This is a genomic window from Brevundimonas sp. Br13, assembly GCF_055391505.1.
The window spans coordinates 2,757,136-2,772,887 of record NZ_AP044008.1; the positions used below are offsets into that span (position 1 = coordinate 2,757,136).

General features: G+C 66.4%; 14 protein-coding genes. 5 read left to right on the forward strand and 9 right to left on the reverse strand.

Annotation, left to right across the window (positions count from 1 at the left end; all coding sequences use genetic code 11):
* Positions 1-28 precede the first annotated feature (28 nt).
* Both ACZ5M6_RS13685 and ACZ5M6_RS13690 read left to right on the forward strand, forming a co-directional pair.
* On the forward strand, positions 29-487 hold the full coding sequence (locus tag ACZ5M6_RS13685) for a RidA family protein (RefSeq protein WP_054766172.1): 459 nt from the start codon (positions 29-31) through the stop codon (positions 485-487).
* Positions 484-1,632, forward strand: coding sequence for a GNAT family N-acetyltransferase (locus ACZ5M6_RS13690; RefSeq protein ID WP_464158922.1), 1,149 nt, complete (start codon positions 484-486; stop codon positions 1,630-1,632). The genes ACZ5M6_RS13685 and ACZ5M6_RS13690 overlap by 4 nt, the downstream gene beginning before the upstream one ends.
* Before the next feature lie 158 nt (positions 1,633-1,790).
* Here ACZ5M6_RS13690 and ACZ5M6_RS13695 read toward each other — a convergent pair whose 3' ends face one another.
* From ACZ5M6_RS13695 to clpS, 3 genes are all read right to left on the reverse strand, one after another.
* Positions 1,791-3,467, reverse strand: coding sequence for a class I SAM-dependent methyltransferase (locus ACZ5M6_RS13695; protein ID WP_464158923.1), 1,677 nt, complete (start codon positions 3,465-3,467; stop codon positions 1,791-1,793).
* Positions 3,468-3,558: 91 nt separating this feature from the next.
* Entirely contained in the window at positions 3,559-5,862 is a 2,304-nt protein-coding gene (clpA, locus tag ACZ5M6_RS13700; protein ID WP_464158924.1) for an ATP-dependent Clp protease ATP-binding subunit ClpA, read from the reverse strand.
* Positions 5,863-5,875: 13 nt separating this feature from the next.
* A complete protein-coding gene (gene clpS, locus ACZ5M6_RS13705) occupies positions 5,876-6,205 on the reverse strand; it encodes an ATP-dependent Clp protease adapter ClpS (RefSeq protein WP_054766176.1) in 330 nt (109 codons plus the stop codon).
* A 167-nt stretch (positions 6,206-6,372) separates the two neighbouring features.
* On the opposite strand from clpS, the gene ACZ5M6_RS13710 reads away from it, so the two are divergent.
* On the forward strand, positions 6,373-6,861 hold the full coding sequence (locus tag ACZ5M6_RS13710) for a nuclear transport factor 2 family protein (RefSeq protein ID WP_054766177.1): 489 nt from the start codon (positions 6,373-6,375) through the stop codon (positions 6,859-6,861).
* 59 nt (positions 6,862-6,920) lie between these two features.
* On the opposite strand, the gene ACZ5M6_RS13715 is transcribed toward ACZ5M6_RS13710, so the two are convergent.
* Complete coding sequence (locus ACZ5M6_RS13715) at positions 6,921-7,400, reverse strand: phasin family protein (RefSeq protein ID WP_182713555.1); 480 nt, start codon at positions 7,398-7,400, stop codon at positions 6,921-6,923.
* Between the two features lie 244 nt (positions 7,401-7,644).
* On the opposite strand from ACZ5M6_RS13715, the gene ACZ5M6_RS13720 reads away from it, so the two are divergent.
* Complete coding sequence (locus tag ACZ5M6_RS13720; protein ID WP_182713556.1) at positions 7,645-9,075, forward strand: serine hydrolase; 1,431 nt, start codon at positions 7,645-7,647, stop codon at positions 9,073-9,075.
* 21 nt (positions 9,076-9,096) lie between these two features.
* Here ACZ5M6_RS13720 and ACZ5M6_RS13725 read toward each other — a convergent pair whose 3' ends face one another.
* The 3 genes from ACZ5M6_RS13725 to ACZ5M6_RS13735 form a co-directional block, all read right to left on the reverse strand.
* Positions 9,097-10,785, reverse strand: a complete 1,689-nt coding sequence (locus tag ACZ5M6_RS13725) for a cisplatin damage response ATP-dependent DNA ligase (protein WP_464158925.1) — start codon at positions 10,783-10,785, stop codon at positions 9,097-9,099.
* A gap of 105 nt (positions 10,786-10,890) precedes the next feature.
* Positions 10,891-12,708 (reverse strand): ATP-binding protein, encoded by a 1,818-nt coding sequence (locus ACZ5M6_RS13730; protein ID WP_183214786.1) that lies wholly within the window; start codon positions 12,706-12,708, stop codon positions 10,891-10,893.
* A gap of 83 nt (positions 12,709-12,791) precedes the next feature.
* A complete protein-coding gene (locus tag ACZ5M6_RS13735) occupies positions 12,792-13,097 on the reverse strand; it encodes a BolA family protein (RefSeq protein ID WP_054766996.1) in 306 nt (101 codons plus the stop codon).
* Between the two features lie 45 nt (positions 13,098-13,142).
* Here ACZ5M6_RS13735 and ACZ5M6_RS13740 point away from each other — a divergent pair, with 45 nt between their 5' ends.
* A complete protein-coding gene (locus ACZ5M6_RS13740; RefSeq protein WP_054766181.1) occupies positions 13,143-13,811 on the forward strand; it encodes a J domain-containing protein in 669 nt (222 codons plus the stop codon).
* Between the two features lie 12 nt (positions 13,812-13,823).
* Here ACZ5M6_RS13740 and ACZ5M6_RS13745 read toward each other — a convergent pair whose 3' ends face one another.
* Complete coding sequence (locus ACZ5M6_RS13745; RefSeq protein WP_464158926.1) at positions 13,824-14,501, reverse strand: SDR family oxidoreductase; 678 nt, start codon at positions 14,499-14,501, stop codon at positions 13,824-13,826.
* Between the two features lie 40 nt (positions 14,502-14,541).
* The gene (locus tag ACZ5M6_RS13750) at positions 14,542-15,714 is read right to left on the reverse strand and encodes an N-acetylmuramoyl-L-alanine amidase family protein (RefSeq protein WP_464158927.1); all 1,173 of its coding nucleotides are present in this window, start codon (positions 15,712-15,714) and stop codon (positions 14,542-14,544) included.
* Positions 15,715-15,752 lie beyond the last annotated feature (38 nt).

Here is a 15,752-nt window from a genome sequence, read left to right on the forward strand (position 1 = left end):
AAACCGCCGACCAGATCAAGGAGCCCCCATGACCATCGAATCCCGTATCGCCGAACTCGGCATCACCCTGCCGGAACCCGCCAAGGCGGTGGCCAACTATGTGCCCTTCGTCCAGTCGGGCGCGGTCGTCCACATCTCGGGCCAGCTGTCGAACGACGCCTCGGGCGGGATCAAGGGCACGGTCGGCGTAGACGTGACGCCGGAACAGGCTGCCGCCGCCGCCCGCCTGTGCGGGATCAACCTGCTGGCCCAGATCAAGGCCGCCTGCGACGGCGACCTGGGCCGGGTCGTGCGGATCGTGAAGCTGGGCGGCTTCGTCCAGGCGGGACCGGAATTCGAGGCCATTCCCGCCGTCATCAACGGCTGCTCGGACCTGATGGTCGAGGTGTTCGGCGACGCCGGCCGCCACGCCCGTTCCGCCGTCGGCGTCTACAAGCTGCCCCTCGGCTTCGCCGTCGAGGTGGACGCCGTCGTGGAGATCCGTTGACCTTCACACTGACGGTTCACGACGGGATCGCCGACATCGGCCGCGAGGCCTGGGACGCCTGCGCGTGTCCCACCGGCGATCCCTTCGTCTCCTACGATTTTCTGCACGCCTGCGAGGCGTCCGGCAGCGCCGCGCCGCACCAGGGTTGGGCGCCGCGACACCTGGCCCTGCGTGACGAGGATGACGCCGTCCTGGGCGTCATGCCCCTCTATCTGAAGGGCCACAGCCAGGGCGAATATGTCTTCGACCACAGCTGGGCCGACGCCTATGAGCGCGCCGGCGGTCGCTATTACCCCAAGCTGCTGGGCGCCGTGCCCTTCACCCCGGCGACCGGCCCACGCTTCCTGAACCACCCGGATACGGACGCCGCGACGGTGCGGCAGGCCCTGCTTCAGGGCGCCCTGACCCTGGTCGAGCGGCTGGGCGTCTCGTCCCTGCACGTCAACTTCCCAACCGAGACGGAATGGACGGATATGGCCCAGGCCGGCCTGCTGCCCCGCCAGGACGTCCAGTTCATCTGGCGCAATAACGGCTATCAGACCTTCGACGACTTCCTGGCCGCCCTGTCGGCCAACCGTCGCAAGACCATCCGCCGCGAACGCCGCGACGCCCAGGCCGGTCTGGACATCCGCATCCTGACGAGCGCCGACATCGCCGAGGCCCACTGGGACGCCTTCTTCGCCTTCTACATGGACACGGGCGACCGGAAATGGGGGCGACCCTATCTGACCCGGGACTTCTTTAGCCGCGTGGGCGCGACCATGGCGGACCGGATCGCCCTCGTCATGGCCTTCCGAGACGAAAAGCCCATCGCCGGCGCTCTCAACTTCATCGGCCGCGACGCCCTGTACGGCCGCCAATGGGGTGCGCTGGAAGACGTGCCCTTCCTCCATTTCGAGCTCTGCTATTATCAGGCGATCGAGTTCGCCATCGCGCACGGCCTGTCCCGCGTCGAGGCGGGCGCCCAGGGCGAGCACAAGATCGCGCGGGGCTATCTGCCCTCTCCCGTCTATTCCGCCCATTTCATCGCCGATCCGGCGCTTTGCGATCCAGTGGCCGACTATCTTCGCCGCGAAGGCCCAGCCGTCGAGGCCCAACGGCTGGAGATGACTGAGGAACTGTCGCCCTTCAAAAAAGAAAACTGACCCTCTCCCGCTTGCGGGAGAGGTGGCCCGTCGTTCGCGAAGCGAACCAGGGTCGGAGAGGGGAGTCTTGTTTGGCTGGAAGAAGACTTCCCCATCGTCAGCCGTCTCGCTACGCTCGACGAGCTGACACTTCCCCCCGCAAGCGGGGGAAGGTCCACCTAGGCCGGCTTCTGCGCCCACAGATGATACATGCGGGCGAACAGGTTGGGGTGTTGTGCCTCCAGCTTGTCCCATAGGTCCAGGTCCAGCGGATCGGCGCGCCCGAAGGCCGAACGGAACGCCGACTGAGCCTCGGGCGGGGCGTCGAAACCGATAAGGCGGAGACCAGCGACGGCCAGCAGATCGTCCAGTTGGGGCGGCGTGTAGCAATGTTCCTGCACGTGGAAGACCAGATCACGGCATCCGCTGAGACTGTAGAAGTCCGCGCTTTCCTTCAGCGCCGCTAGGGGCTCGCCGTCCGGCAAGGCCAGAACATGGGCGCGGAACGCCCGGATGTCCGTCTCAACCGGCGTCCAGGCCCGCTCCCGGATCAGATCATGCGCCGCCCGCACCACCGCCCGCGCCCGCTCGCTGTAGAGCCCCAGCCGCACCGCGCCTCCGGGCCGCAGAACGCCCGCCAGCCGCGCCAGCCCGTCCTCCGGTCGCGCCATATGGTGGATCACCCCGGTGCTGGTTATGACGTCGAACCGCGCCTGAACCTGGTCCAGCTTCAGGATGTCGCCCTGAACAAACCGGATCTGCGTCAGACCCAGGTCCTCGGCCACCCTCATGCCGTGGGCCAGGCTGGCGCGGCTCAGGTCCATGGCGGTGATCGCCAGCGAAGGGTCCATCCGCGCCAGGTCGATGGGCTCGAAGCCCGTGCCGCATCCGGCGATCAGCATCGTCTCCACACGATCGCCGAAGGCTTTACGATCCAACCCCGGCAAGACTGAAACGACTTCACGAAGCGGTCGAGGTCGAGGCGAAGGCGGCGCCGACCAGCGCGGATAAGGATTGGCTTCGTACTGATCCTTGACCGCTTCGGAGACGGCGTCTCCACCGTGGGGCGTGAAAGCGGGAACCGTCCGGGCCAGATCCCGCTCGCGCGCCGGTTCGTCAACGGCGCGGCGGATCAGTTGAGCCTGGATCTCGCCCTCGCCCAGGGCGGACAGGTCTGCCGGGGCCGGCGGCCTGTACAAGATAGCCGCCGCCCCCTCGGCGTGCCGCGCCGACGCGACATATTCGGACGCGAACCCGCTGACGCCCAAGGCGGCGATCAGAACGCCTATCGCGGGGTCCGGCCTGTCCCCCTCCGTCAGCATCTCCACCAGGGCGTCGCGCACGGTCTCCAGTCGGGTCTCCATGGCCGGGCTGACGTTCACGCACCGTGTCAGGAAGGCCAGCCACAGCGGATCGCGGCCCATGTCCGACAACATCGACGCCGATCCATCGAACCGCGCCTGCTTCAGCAACAGGGTCTCGGCGGTCACCCGCGCCAGCGTCTGCGGGTCGACGGCTGGAGAGGCCAGGCACGTCTGCAGGTCGCGATCCAGCACGGCGTTCCAAGCATTGGGCGTCAGGCCCGCCAGCAGACGCGCGAAGGTCGGCTCTACCCGCCGCCGCAGCACGTCATCCCCGACAGTCGTAGCGCGGCTGAGCAGTTTGGCCGCCGTTCCGGGGTCGCCGTGCTCGACCAGGAACAGCCCCAGCCCCGCCAGTCCGGGGGCGAAATCCGGGGCCGCTTTCAGACAGGCCTTGTAGGCCGCAAAGGCGCCGTGCAGGTCTCCGTCCGCCTGCCGCCGCTCGGCCTGGGCGAGCAAGGCCGCCGCCTCTTCAATCTGTTCAACCTGCCCCATCGACCCAGTATGCCGCCGCCGAGCGCGCCGCGCATGAAAAAAGGCCCGGGCGTCTCCGCCCGGGCCTTCCGCTCGTCGTCGCTCGGGCTGATCAGGCCGTCTCTTCTTCCTCCGACTTCGCCGGAACGCCGCCGGCGCTCTTGATGTCGAAGTCGATCTTGCCGTCCTTCAGCTGGACCTTGACGTGTCCGCCGCGCGTCAGACGCCCGAACAGGATGTCGTCGGCCAGCGGCTTCTTGATCGAATCCTGGATGACCCGCGCCAGCGGACGCGCGCCGTACAGTTCGTCGAAGCCGTTCTTGGCCAGCCAGTCGGCCGCCTCGTCCGTCAGTTCGATGGTGATGTTCCGGTCCGCCAGCTGGGCTTCCAGCTGAAGGATGAATTTGGTCACCACCGAGCGGATCGTGTCGGCCTGCAACGGCTTGAAGGCCACTATGGCGTCCAGGCGGTTCCTGAACTCCGGCGCGAACAGACGCTGGATGGCCTTTTCGTCCTCGCCCTCGACCTTCCCGCGGCCGAAGCCGATGGAGGCGCGGGCGTTGTCGGCGGCGCCGGCGTTGGTGGTCATGATCAGGATGACGTTCCTGAAGTCCACCTTCTTGCCGACCGCGTCGGTCAGCAAGCCGTTGTCCATCACCTGCAACAGGATGTTGTAGACGTCCGGGTGCGCCTTCTCGATCTCGTCCAGCAGCACCACCGAATGGGGATGCTGATCGACGGCGTCGGTCAGCAGACCGCCCTGGTCATGGCCGACATAGCCGGGAGGCGCCCCGATCAGGCGGCTGACCGTGTGCCGCTCCATGTACTCGGACATGTCGAAACGCTGCATCTCGATGCCGAGGGTGGAGGCCAGCTGACGCGCCACCTCGGTCTTGCCGACGCCGGTCGGACCGCTGAACAGGAAGCTGCCGATCGGCTTGTTCGGATCACGCAGACCCGCCCGCGCCAGCTTCATCGCCGCCGACACCTGTTCGATGGCCTGCTCCTGGCCGAAGACCACCCGCTTCAGATCGACCTCCAGCTCGCGCAGGCTCTCGGTGTCCGACTTGGAGACCGACTTGGCCGGGATGCGCGCCATCTTGGCGATGACGGCCTCGACCTCCTTCTGGCCGATGACCTTCTTGCGCTTGGATTCGGTCAGCAGCATCTGCGACGCCCCGGCCTCGTCGATCACGTCGATCGCCTTGTCCGGCAGTTTTCGGTCGGTCATGTAGCGCGCCGACAGCTCGACCGCCGTCCGCACGGCGCTGTCAGTGTAACGAACCTTATGGTGCTGTTCGTAATAGGTTTTCAGACCTTTCAGGATCTTCACCGTATCCTCGACCGTCGGCTCGTTGACGTCGATCTTCTGGAAGCGGCGCACCAGGGCGCGGTCCTTCTCGAAGTGTTGGCGATACTCCTTATAGGTCGTCGATCCCATGCAGCGCAGCGAACCCGAAGCGAGGGCCGGCTTCAGCAGGTTCGACGCATCCATGGCCCCGCCCGAGGTCGCGCCGGCGCCGATCACCGTGTGGATCTCGTCGATGAAGAGCACGGCGTTGTCGTGGTTCTCCAGCTCCTTGACCACCTGTTTCAGCCGCTCTTCGAAGTCGCCGCGGTAGCGGGTGCCGGCCAGCAGCGCGCCCATGTCCAGCGAATAGATGGTGGCGTCCTTCAGGACGTCGGGCACCTCGCCGTTGACGATCTTGCGGGCCAAACCTTCGGCGATGGCGGTCTTGCCGACCCCGGGATCGCCGACCAGCAGCGGATTGTTCTTGGTCCGGCGGCACAGGATCTGGATCGAGCGTTCGACCTCGGCCTGACGGCCGATCAGGGGATCGACCTTGCCCTGGTGCGACTTCTCATTGAGGTCGACGCAATAGGCTTCCAGCGCCTCGCCGCCCTGTTTGACCGCCGACTGGTCTTCGGCCTCCTCAGGCGAGGTGCCCTTGGCCGGACGGGTCTCGCCGGCGCCGGCCTTCTTGGCGATGCCGTGGGCGATGAAGTTGACCGCGTCATAGCGGGTCATGTCCTGCTCTTGCAGGAAGTAGGCGGCGTGGCTCTCGCGCTCCGAGAAGATGGCGACCAGCACGTTTGCGCCGGACACCTCTTCGCGACCCGAGGACTGGACGTGGATGACCGCGCGCTGGATCACGCGCTGGAAGCCCGCCGTCGGCTTGGCGTCCTCGCCGTCCGCCGTCGCGAGGGCGGCTAGATCATTGTCGACATAGAGGTTCAGCGCCGCCTTCAAGGCCGACAGATCGACATTGCACGCCCGCATGACATTGGCGGCGTCCGGGTCGTCGATCAGGGCCAGCAACAGGTGTTCGAGCGTGGCGTACTCGTGCCGACGCGCATTGGCGTAGCCGACGGCGCGGTGCAGGGTTTCTTCGAGAGGACGGGAAAATGAAGGCATAGGGAGGCTCCTCTCAGTCCTTTTCCATCGTGCATTGCAGAGGGTGCTGGTGGCGGCGCGCGGTTTCGATGACCTGCGCGACCTTGGTCTCGGCGACTTCATAGGTGTAGACGCCGCAGACCCCCACGCCATGCTGATGCACATGCAGCATGATGCGGGTGGCTTCTTCTCGGCTCTTCTGGAAGAACCGCTCCAGCACATAGACGACGAATTCCATCGGCGAATAATCGTCGTTCAGTATGAGCACTCGGTAAAGCGAGGGCTTCTGAAGCTTGGGCTTTGTTTCGGTGACGACGGCGGTTCCTTGTCCGCCGCCTGTTTCACCGGGCCTTTGTATGGGCATTCGTGTTCCGTATCGGGGAGTCGTCTTGTCTATCAGATAGGGAATGATGGCCTGATTTGAAGCGGCGTCCAGTCACGGCTTTCGTGAGCGGAGGCTGACGAAAGATTCACGTGATCCCGCAACCCTTTCGCCACAGGTTGGGACATCCCCAATCAAAGGTCGCCCCCATGTCCGTCGCCCTCGCCGCCGCGCCATTGGCCGCATTGGCGCTGCTCGCCGCCCCCTCGCCGGGCCAGACCCTGCGCGAGTCGGTCATGGCGGCGGACGCCCGGCTCTTTTCCGTCTTCTTCGAAGCGTGCGACCCTGCGACCCTGCGGACGCTCGTTACGGACGATTTCGAATTCTTCGACGACAGGGGCGGTCGGGTGGCGACGGATGCGGACGGTTTCGTGGCCCAGTACGCCGATCGGTGTCAGGACCGCCTTGCGCCGGACGCCTGGCGGTCTCGACGCGAAGCGCTTGCGGACGCGGTGGCGGTCTATCCGATCGAAAACTACGGCGCCGTCGAAACCGGCGAACACGTCTTTTATGAGAGGCGCGGGGACGGCCCCGAAACCCGCGTCGGCCGCGCCCGCTTCACCCAGATGTGGAAGCGCGAGGGCGAGACCTGGAAGCTGGCGCGCGTCTTCAGCTACGACCACACGCCCCTGCCCTGAAGACAAAGAAAAGGCCCCGAGGCGAACCTCGGGGCCTTCGAATGCTTCGATCGCCAGACTTAGCGGGCGGCCTGGAAGGTCTCGACCGAGGCGGTGACGCGCTCATTGATGGGCTTCAGGCTGTCCTTGACCGTCGTGGTGACGATCTCGTTGGTCTTGGCCAGTTCGGACATATAGCGTTCCATGGACTTCTTGGCCCAGGTCGTCTGAAGTTCGAAGAACTCCTGGACCGAGCGGGCGGTCGACAGTTCCTTGGCGGCGGCGACGCCGTCTTCCCAGCTGGTCTTGGCGAAGCCCAGAGCCTGTTGCGACAGGGCCTCGGCGCCCTTCTGGGCGACGGTGGCCGACTCGACCACGGCGTCCAGGTTCTTCTTGCCGTGGGCGTTCAGTTCAGTCAGCGACGCGACCGACTTGTCGATGCCTTCACGCAGCGCCTTGGCGCCGGCGGCTTGGAAATCGGCGGCATGGGCCTGAGCCTGGTTTTGGGCCTTGGCGGCGGAATCGGCGGTCTTCTTAATGGTTTCGGCGGTGTCGGCCATGGTCATGTTTCCGATTGGTTTGGAGGGACGGCGCAATCTAGTTGACCCAGGGTCATCACCTTTATGCTGCACAAGCGAACAAAAATCAAGGATCATTGTGCATTGCACCATTTCGTGACTCGCTCTTCAAATTCGCGTTGATGATCGGTTAACCACCCTGAAACCCGCCTCTCCTATGCTAGACCTCCAATCGCGTCGGCCGGGGGGCCTGTCGCACCCTGCTCACCGAGGGTCGTATCCGCCCATGCTTTCACTGTTCCGCCGTGGTCTCTTCGCCGTTCTCGCCCTGTCGCTGGTGTTCAGCGCGAACGTCCGGCCGATCGAAGCCCAGGCTCAAAGCCAGGAAAACAGCCGCTACGCCGCCATCGTCATAGACGCCGCCTCGGGCGAGGTTCTGTTTTCGCGCCATGCCGACGCCCGTCGCTATCCGGCCTCCCTGACCAAGATGATGACGCTCTATTTGACCTTCGAGGCCCTGTCGCAGGGCCGGGTCAAGGCTGACGACGTCCTGACGGTTTCGCCCCACGCCGCCTCCCAGCCGCCGTCGAAACTTGGCCTGGCGGCGGGTCAGACCATCACCCTGGACGACGCCATGCGCGCCACCGCCGTGCGGTCGGCCAACGACATGGCCGTCGCCATCGCCGAACATGTGGGCGGTTCCGAAAGCCGGTTCACCAGCCTGATGACGCAGAAGGCCCAACAGTTGGGCATGACCCAGACGCGCTATTTCACCGCCAACGGCCTGCCCGACGCGCGCCAAGTGACCTCAGCCCGCGACCAGGCCATCCTGGCCCGCGCCATCATGCGGGACTTTCCCCAGTACTACAGCTATTTCGGCCTGCATGACTGGGCCTACAACGGCCGCAGCTATCGCAACACCAACGGTCTCCTGCCCACTGGAAACGGCTATGACGGGATGAAGACCGGCTATACCAACGCCTCGGGCTACAATCTCGCCGCCTCTGCGGTGCGCGACGGACGTCGGCTGATCACCGTCGTGCTGGGCGGTCGCTCCAGCGCCAGCCGCAACGCCCATGTCGCCGAACTGATGGACACGGGCTTTGAGGTCGAACGGCGGCGGGCGCAGGGCGAGTCGATCCAGATCGCCCAGTCCTTCTTCGAACAGCGCGGCTTCGGCGTCGGCTCCGAAGCCCTGTCGCCCAGCGCTCCGGTGGCCTACGCCGCCTTGTCGGACGACGAAGACGGCATCGGGGGCGAAACCTCGGCCGTGGCCTATACGGCGGCGCCGGCCCCGGCGGTTTTGCCGACACGCGTCACGCCCGCCCCTTCGGAACGGCGCGCCGCCGCCGACGCCGCCGGTCGGGCGCCCGCCAACCTCACCGCCTCTCTGAACGGTGGATCCGGCGCTGCGGCGCCTGCGCGCCGAACCACGCCGCCGCCCGCCCGCGAAGCCGCAAGGGCCGCCCCATCACGCGCCTCAGGCCGGTGGGCTGTTCAGGTCGGCGCCTTCAAGGATGAAAAGGTCGCTTCCGACTGGCTGACGGAGGTCAATCGCCGCTTCCGCACCCAATTCGCCAACGCCGAACGCAATGTTCAGACGGCGGGCGAATGGTACCGGTCGCGCTTCACCGGACTGACCGAGGACGCCGCCAAGGCGGCGTGCGAGGCTCTGTCGGAACGTCGCGTCACCTGCATGGTCGTGCGCCCGGACTGACGCCGCAACCGGCGCGGGTCGTCAACTCCGAGCCACCCGTCCGCCGCCGCTTTCCAGGGCGTCCAGAAGATCCATCACCCCGTCCAGGGTGTCGGCTTCGCGCGCCGGCTTGTCCCAGCGGATTCGGCTGATGCGGGGAAAGCGCATGGCGACGCCGGACTTGTGCCGCGACGATCGTTGAAGGCCCTCGAATGCGATCTCCAGCACCAGGCCGAAATCCCGTTCTGCCCGAACCGACCGCACCGGTCCGAACCGCTCGACGGTATGGTCCCGCACGAACTTGTCCAACTGCTTCAGCTCTTCGTCGGTAAAGCCGAAATAGGCCTTGCCGACGGGGGTCAGCGCGCCCGCCTCGGTCCAGACGCCGAAGGTGTAGTCTGAGTAGAAGCTCGACCGTTTGCCGTGACCGCGCTGGGCGTACATCAGAACGGCGTCGATGACGTGGGGATCACGTTTCCACTTGAACCACGGCCCCTTTGGTCGGCCGGCCACATAGGGACTGTCCCACCGTTTCAGCATCAAGCCCTCGGCCGCCGCCCCGACCGGCGGATCGGCCCGCAGCCGCGCCAACTCCGTCCAGTCTGCGTAATCGACCAGAGGCGAGAGATGCAGGCGCGCCTCGGGATGGGCGCCGACCAGCGCCTCCAGCCGGGCGCGGCGGTCTCTGAGGGGCAGCGCCCGTAAATCGCCGGTCTCATCGGCCAGCAGATCATAGGCGATGACGGCGGCGGGAAAGGCGGCCATGGCCTTGGCGTCGACCGTCTTGCGGTTCAGCCTTTGCTGCAGATCGCCGAAGGGCGCCACGGCCCCGTCCCGCCAGACCACCAGTTCGCCGTCCAAGGCGCCCGCGAAGGCCAGGGTCTCCATCACGTCAGGAAAAGCGGCTGAAATCTCGTCGCCGGTGCGCGACCACAGTTTGCGCACACCGCCCTCGACCACCGCCTGAACGCGGATGCCGTCCCACTTCCATTCGGCGGCGTAGTCGGCTGGATCGAGCCGCGGCAGATCGGCCGTCTCATCGACGGCCACGGCCAGCATGACCGGCCTGAACCGTCCAGGCGCATCGGGGCTCGGCCGTTCGGCGCGACCTTCCAGCCAGGCGAACAGATCGGCGTAAGGCGGGTCCACAGCATGCCAAACCTCCTCCACCGCCGATACATCCACCGGCTCCAGGACCGCACGCGCCTCCCCGCCTTCCGCCTTAGGAGGCGCAACCGCTTCGGCGGGGCGCATCATGGCCGCCGCCGTCTTGGCCAGGCGCGCCGACAGACCGACCCGCAGTCCGCCCGTCATCAGCTTCAGCAAGGCCCATCGCCCCTTCGGCTCCAGAGCGTCCAACCAGGTTTCCAGCAAGCCTCGAACCTCGGTGCGGCCCGCAGCGCGCAGCGCGTCCACCACCTCGCCCAGTTCCGGTTCGCGGTTGGGGCGATGATCCGATTGACCGGGCCAGATCAGGGCGACGGTCTCGGCCAGGTCGCCGACATAGTCGTAGGACCAGCCGAACAGGGTCGCATCGACCCGCCCTTCGACCGCCTTTCGGATCATGGCCGGCTTGGCGGCGTCGAAGGTCAGATCCCCCGTCAGGGCCGCCAAGGCCCAGCCCCGATCCGGATCGGGGGTCGCCTTCAGATAGTCCCGGACCAGCACCAGTTTGGCGTTGCGCGACGCCGTCAAAGACAGGCGATCCAGAAGTTCGGCGAAGGCGCGCATGATGATCCAGTCTGGCCGCGGCGAGCGGCGCCGTCAGCCCAGAACGAAGAAGGCGACGGAGGTTTCCCGCCGCCGCGCCTTGCGCGCCCCCTTAAATCAGTCGCGTCAGGCTGCGGCCGACTGGCTCGGCGAATCCTCGGCGGCGCTCAGGGCTGCGCGCCCGCCGGCGGCACGGCCCATCATCTCCGCCAGGGCGGCGAAGTCGATCGGCTTGGTCAGATAGGCGTCCGCGCCGGCCTCCAGCCCGGCTTCGTGATCCTCGCTGCGGGCTGAGGCCGACAGCACGACGATCGGCGTGTCGGCGTTCGGCCCGTCTCCGTCCCGAATGCGCCGAGTCGCCGTCAGCCCATCCATGACCGGCATGTTGACGTCCATTATGATCAGATCGAACGGCTGTTCGGACGCCGCCTCTACGGCCAACTGTCCATTCTCCGCCGTGACGGCGGCGTGGGAGGCCGTGCTCATCCAGGCTTCCAGGATCATGCGGTTGACGGGGTGGTCCTCGACCACCAGCACTCTCAGCGCAACGCCTTCCTCGACCTCGGCCTCTACGGCGCCGGTCGCGACAGGACGAACCCATTCCACGACCTCGGCCTCTACGGTCAGGGTGAAGCACGATCCGCGCCCCACCTCGGAGTCCACCGTGATGTCGCCGCCCATGATGTTGGCCATCCGGCGTGCGATGGTCAGACCCAGGCCCGTTCCGCCGAAGCGCCGCGTGGATGAGGCGTCCACCTGGGTGAAGGGCTGGAACAGCCGGGCCAGATCCGCTTCGGATATGCCCGATCCGCTGTCCGTCACCGAGAATTCAAAGCCGACGCGCCGATCGGAGATGCGCGTGCCGCGCACGCGATAGAGAATTTCGCCGCCGTCGGTGAATTTCACGGCGTTGGACAACAGGTTCTGCACGACCTGACAGACGCGCAGCGGATCGCCGCGCACGACCGCCGGAATCTCGCCTTCCAGTTCAGACGCGAACGTCAGACCCTTGGCCTCGGCCTGGGCCTCGAAGGGTCCGGTGATCCGACGGTGAAGGTCCTCCACCACAACATCGACGACCTCGAAGGTCATCTTGCCGGCCTCGATCTTGGTCATGTCTAGAATGTCGTTCAGCAGCGACAGAAGGTTGTCGCCGGAGTTGCGGATGATCGACAGATATTCGCGCTGGGCGGCCTCCAGTCGAGTTGCGCTGAGCAGCTGCGCCGCGCCGAGGACGCCGTTCATCGGCGTTCGCAGCTCGTGCGAAATGACGCCGAGGAAGTTGGACTTGGCTTGGTTCGCCGCATCCGCCTTGTCACGGGCGGCCTCCAGCTCTTCGATGAGATGGGCCTGGTGGGCTTGGAAGGCCTCGATCCGGCTCTCGCGCAACATGGTCATGGTCACCAGCACGAACAGCACGGCGACCACGCACGGCAGCACCGCAATCATCGACCAGAACTGAGGCTCGCCCCAGCAGCTCAGCAACATGATCGCCGCCGCCGCCCCATAGGGCGACGAGACGATGATCGCGTGCAGCGGCGAATTACGAAGCTGGGCGAAGACCAGCACATAGCCGCAAATGATGAATCCGACCGCCAAAGCCTGGCCGAAAACCGCGCCGGAGTACCAGGCCATCAGGGGGGCGACGGCCCAGGCGGCGGTGGTGACGGTCGCGACCGCTGGGAAGACCATGCCCCAGCCCGCCTCCACCCGATCACGCAGCTTGTGCTCGACCACGCCCCGGATCGTGCCGGCCCCCAGGGTCATCACGAACCAGATCAGGGCTTGCCACCAAGGGGCGGTGCCCAACAGCGCCAGGGCCCAGGAGGCGATGATGACATAGCGCAGATACTGGGTTTGCAGGATGGCTGTCAGGGCCTGGGCCGGGTCGCCCGCGCGCCGATCACCGGGAAATGTCTTAGCAACACCGTCCGATTCAACCATATGAACCCGCCCCCACGTTCTTTGTAAGGCGCGACGCTAGTACGAAGGTTCTAAGACGGAGTGAACGCTGGTCTCCGCCGCAATCAGACGCTGTGAACGGCCTCCGCCGGCGTCAGGGCCTTTATGGACAGGGCGTGTACAGGCCCGGCCAGTTCGGCGCGCAGCAGGTCGTTGATCCGGCGCTGGCGCAGCACTCGCGAAACGCCCTCGAAGGCGGATGACACGATCACAAGGTTGAAATGACTCTCCCCACCCGGCTGGGCGTCCATGCCGCCCTCGTGATGGTGGCCGGCGTGCCGCCAGCTGTCGTCCTCGATCTCAAGACGTTGCGGCGACAACGCAGCGGTCAGTTTTTCACGGATAATCGTCGCCACGGGCCCGTCTGACATGATCGTTTCCTTGAAGAGGTCCAAATCCGAACTACACTTCGTGTGATGTCCGCCTCCTTTCAATACAAGCCGCGATTCACCGACATCCGCGTGAAACCGCCCAAGGCCGAGGAGGAAGCGGCCCAGGCGGATGTTTTGCATCTCAAGCCCGGCGAAAAGCCGTGCCAGTGGCCGGACTGCCGCCGCGCCGCGACCGCCAAGGCGCCCAAGTCGCGCGAACGACTGAACGACTTTTATGAGTTCTGCCAGGCCCATGCGGGTGAGTACAACAAGGGCTGGAACTTCTACGCCGGCATGACCGAAGGCGAGATTCGCGCGGCTCAGGAAAACGAGGCCATGACGGGCGGACGCCCGACCTGGGAGATGAAGGCGGGTCGATTCACGCGCGAAGCCGCCGCCTTCTCGGCGAAGATGGGTACGTCGAACACCACAGGCGCCGGCTCATGGCGCGACAGTTTCGGCCTTTTCGGCCGTCGCGGCGATCAGGCGCCCCAGTCGCCGACCGAGGATCGGCGCGTCGGCAAGCTGGAGCGCGGCGCCCTGGCGGATCTGGACCTGGAGCCCGGCGCGGACAAGGCGGCGGTCAAGGCCCGCTACCACGAGATGCTGAAGCGCTTTCATCCCGACACCAACGGCGGGGACCGCGGCGCCGAGGCCAAGCTACAGCGGGTGATCAAGGCCTGGAAGACGCTGAAGAAGGCGGGCCTGGCCTAGGGCAGCTCGCCCCTAGTCGGCATAGATCATCTTTCGCGTCATCCCGCCGTCCAGGGTCAGCACCTGTCCTGTGACGAACTCGGCCGCCGCCAGATAGAGCACGGCCTGGGCGACGTCCTTCGCCCGCCCCACCCGACCGACCGGATGCTGCTCGTGGTCGGCAGCGGTCACATCGTCAGGATCAGCGATCCACCCCGGCGCGATCGCATTGACCCGCACCTTTGGCCCCAGGCTGATCGCCATGGCGTGGGTCAGGGCGACAAGGGCCCCCTTGGCCGCGGCGTAGGCTTCCGTCTCGGGCTCGGACATGAAGGCGCGGGTCGAAGCCATGTTGACCACGCTTGCCCCTTCCTTCAGGCGGGGAATGACCGCACGGCTCATCAGAAAGGCGCCGGTCAGGTGACTGTCCAGGGTGCGGCGCCATGCCTCCAGCGACAATTCGGCCAACGGACCATTCGCGGGATCTGCGATGCCGGCGTTGTTGACCAGCAGATCGAGCTCGGACCACCCCAGATCCTTGAAGGCGGCGGCGACCGAGGCTTCGTCGCCGACGTCGCACAGGATCTGCCGCGTGCCCGGCGCGGCGGCCTTCTTGTCGAATGAGACGACCTGCCAGCCTTCGCTGGCCAGAGCCTGACATATGCCGGCGCCGATCAGGCCGGCGCCTCCCGTGACGATTGCTCTCTTCATGATCCGACAACCGCCAAGCCCCGGCTTGGTTGCCGACCGGTCACGGCTGACCGGCGGGTCCGTCGTTGGAGGCGGTCACCAGGGCCGCAGCGGGCTCGCGGAAATAGCGGTCGATGCCGTCGGCGACCGACCTCATCAGGCGGCGACGCGCCCGTTCATCGGTCAACAGCCGTTCGTCCTCGGGATTGGTGATGAAGCCCATCTCCAGCAGAACCGCCGGCACGTCCGGCGCCAGAAGCACGGCCAGGCCCGCATCGCGATGGCTGCGGCGCAGCAGCGGATGGTCCGAGGCCTCCAAATGCGTCAGCAGCACACGGGCGAACTGGGCTGATCGGTTCTGGGTCGCACGCTGGGTCATGTCCAGCAGGATGCGGTCCACCGAAGGGTCGCGGCCGGGCAGATGCAGTTCGCGATGCCAGTTGTCGCTCCGCGTGAACTCGCGCACCGCCCGCCCTGCGCCCTGTTCGGACAGGGTGTAAACGCTGGCGCCCCGCACGGCCGGGTCCGTCCCAGCATCCGCGTGCAGCGAGATGAACAGATCCGCGTCGGCCCGACGCGCAATGGCGACACGGCGATACAGATCGACATAGGTGTTGGTTTCGCGTGTCAGCAGAACGCGATACCGGCCCGTGCGCTCCAGCTCGGCCTTCAGGGCCAGGGCTGCGGCAAGAGTCACCTCACTCTCACTCACCTTCGCGCCGCTTGCGCCCGGATCGCGGCCGCCGTGGCCCGCGTCGATGACGACCAGCGGTTTCTCGGCGCGTCGGGGAGCCGGGGTCGGCGAGACACGCGGCGCAGCGGGGCCGACGGCGCCTCCGTTCGCCTTTAGATCGACCACATAGCGATAGTGGGCCACCCCGTCGCCAGGCGGCAGAAGAAAGCGTCGCTCGATCTGGCTGTCGCGCGCCAGCTCCAACTCGACGCGAGAGGCGCCGCCGACCGCCGTCACCTGATAGGCGCGGACAAGGCCCGATCCGCCGCCGTTCAGGCCGCTTCCCGGCGCCACTCCGGCCAGAGCCAGGGTGATCCGTCCGCCGTCTCCCGCGTTGATCACGCGCCCCTGTGTGGACTTGTCCAGATCAATGACCACACGGGTCCGATCCCGGTCGGCGCCGAACCGCACGGCCAGCACGTCGCCCTGGGCGCCCCAGGCGAAACCGCGCGTCGCAAACAGGACGCAGGCGCAGATGACCACGAAGGCCAGGGCGGTCATCGCCCATTCCTTCGCGCCCCAACGGCTCATCCCTGTGA

Coding starts and splice junctions, on each gene's coding strand:
- ACZ5M6_RS13725 (WP_464158925.1), bottom strand. CDS start 10,785: ATGCGCGCCTTCGCCGAACTTCTGGATCGCCTGTCTTTGACGGCGTCG.
- ACZ5M6_RS13745 (WP_464158926.1), bottom strand. CDS start 14,501: ATGAAGAGAGCAATCGTCACGGGAGGCGCCGGCCTGATCGGCGCCGGC.
- ACZ5M6_RS13750 (WP_464158927.1), bottom strand. CDS start 15,714: ATGACCGCCCTGGCCTTCGTGGTCATCTGCGCCTGCGTCCTGTTTGCG.
- clpA (WP_464158924.1), bottom strand. CDS start 5,862: ATGCCTTCATTTTCCCGTCCTCTCGAAGAAACCCTGCACCGCGCCGTC.
- clpS (WP_054766176.1), bottom strand. CDS start 6,205: ATGCCCATACAAAGGCCCGGTGAAACAGGCGGCGGACAAGGAACCGCC.
- ACZ5M6_RS13715 (WP_182713555.1), bottom strand. CDS start 7,400: ATGGCCGACACCGCCGAAACCATTAAGAAGACCGCCGATTCCGCCGCC.
- ACZ5M6_RS13740 (WP_054766181.1), top strand. CDS start 13,143: ATGTCCGCCTCCTTTCAATACAAGCCGCGATTCACCGACATCCGCGTG.
- ACZ5M6_RS13695 (WP_464158923.1), bottom strand. CDS start 3,467: ATGGGGCAGGTTGAACAGATTGAAGAGGCGGCGGCCTTGCTCGCCCAG.
- ACZ5M6_RS13730 (WP_183214786.1), bottom strand. CDS start 12,708: ATGGTTGAATCGGACGGTGTTGCTAAGACATTTCCCGGTGATCGGCGC.
- ACZ5M6_RS13720 (WP_182713556.1), top strand. CDS start 7,645: ATGCTTTCACTGTTCCGCCGTGGTCTCTTCGCCGTTCTCGCCCTGTCG.
- ACZ5M6_RS13685 (WP_054766172.1), top strand. CDS start 29: ATGACCATCGAATCCCGTATCGCCGAACTCGGCATCACCCTGCCGGAA.
- ACZ5M6_RS13735 (WP_054766996.1), bottom strand. CDS start 13,097: ATGTCAGACGGGCCCGTGGCGACGATTATCCGTGAAAAACTGACCGCT.
- ACZ5M6_RS13710 (WP_054766177.1), top strand. CDS start 6,373: ATGTCCGTCGCCCTCGCCGCCGCGCCATTGGCCGCATTGGCGCTGCTC.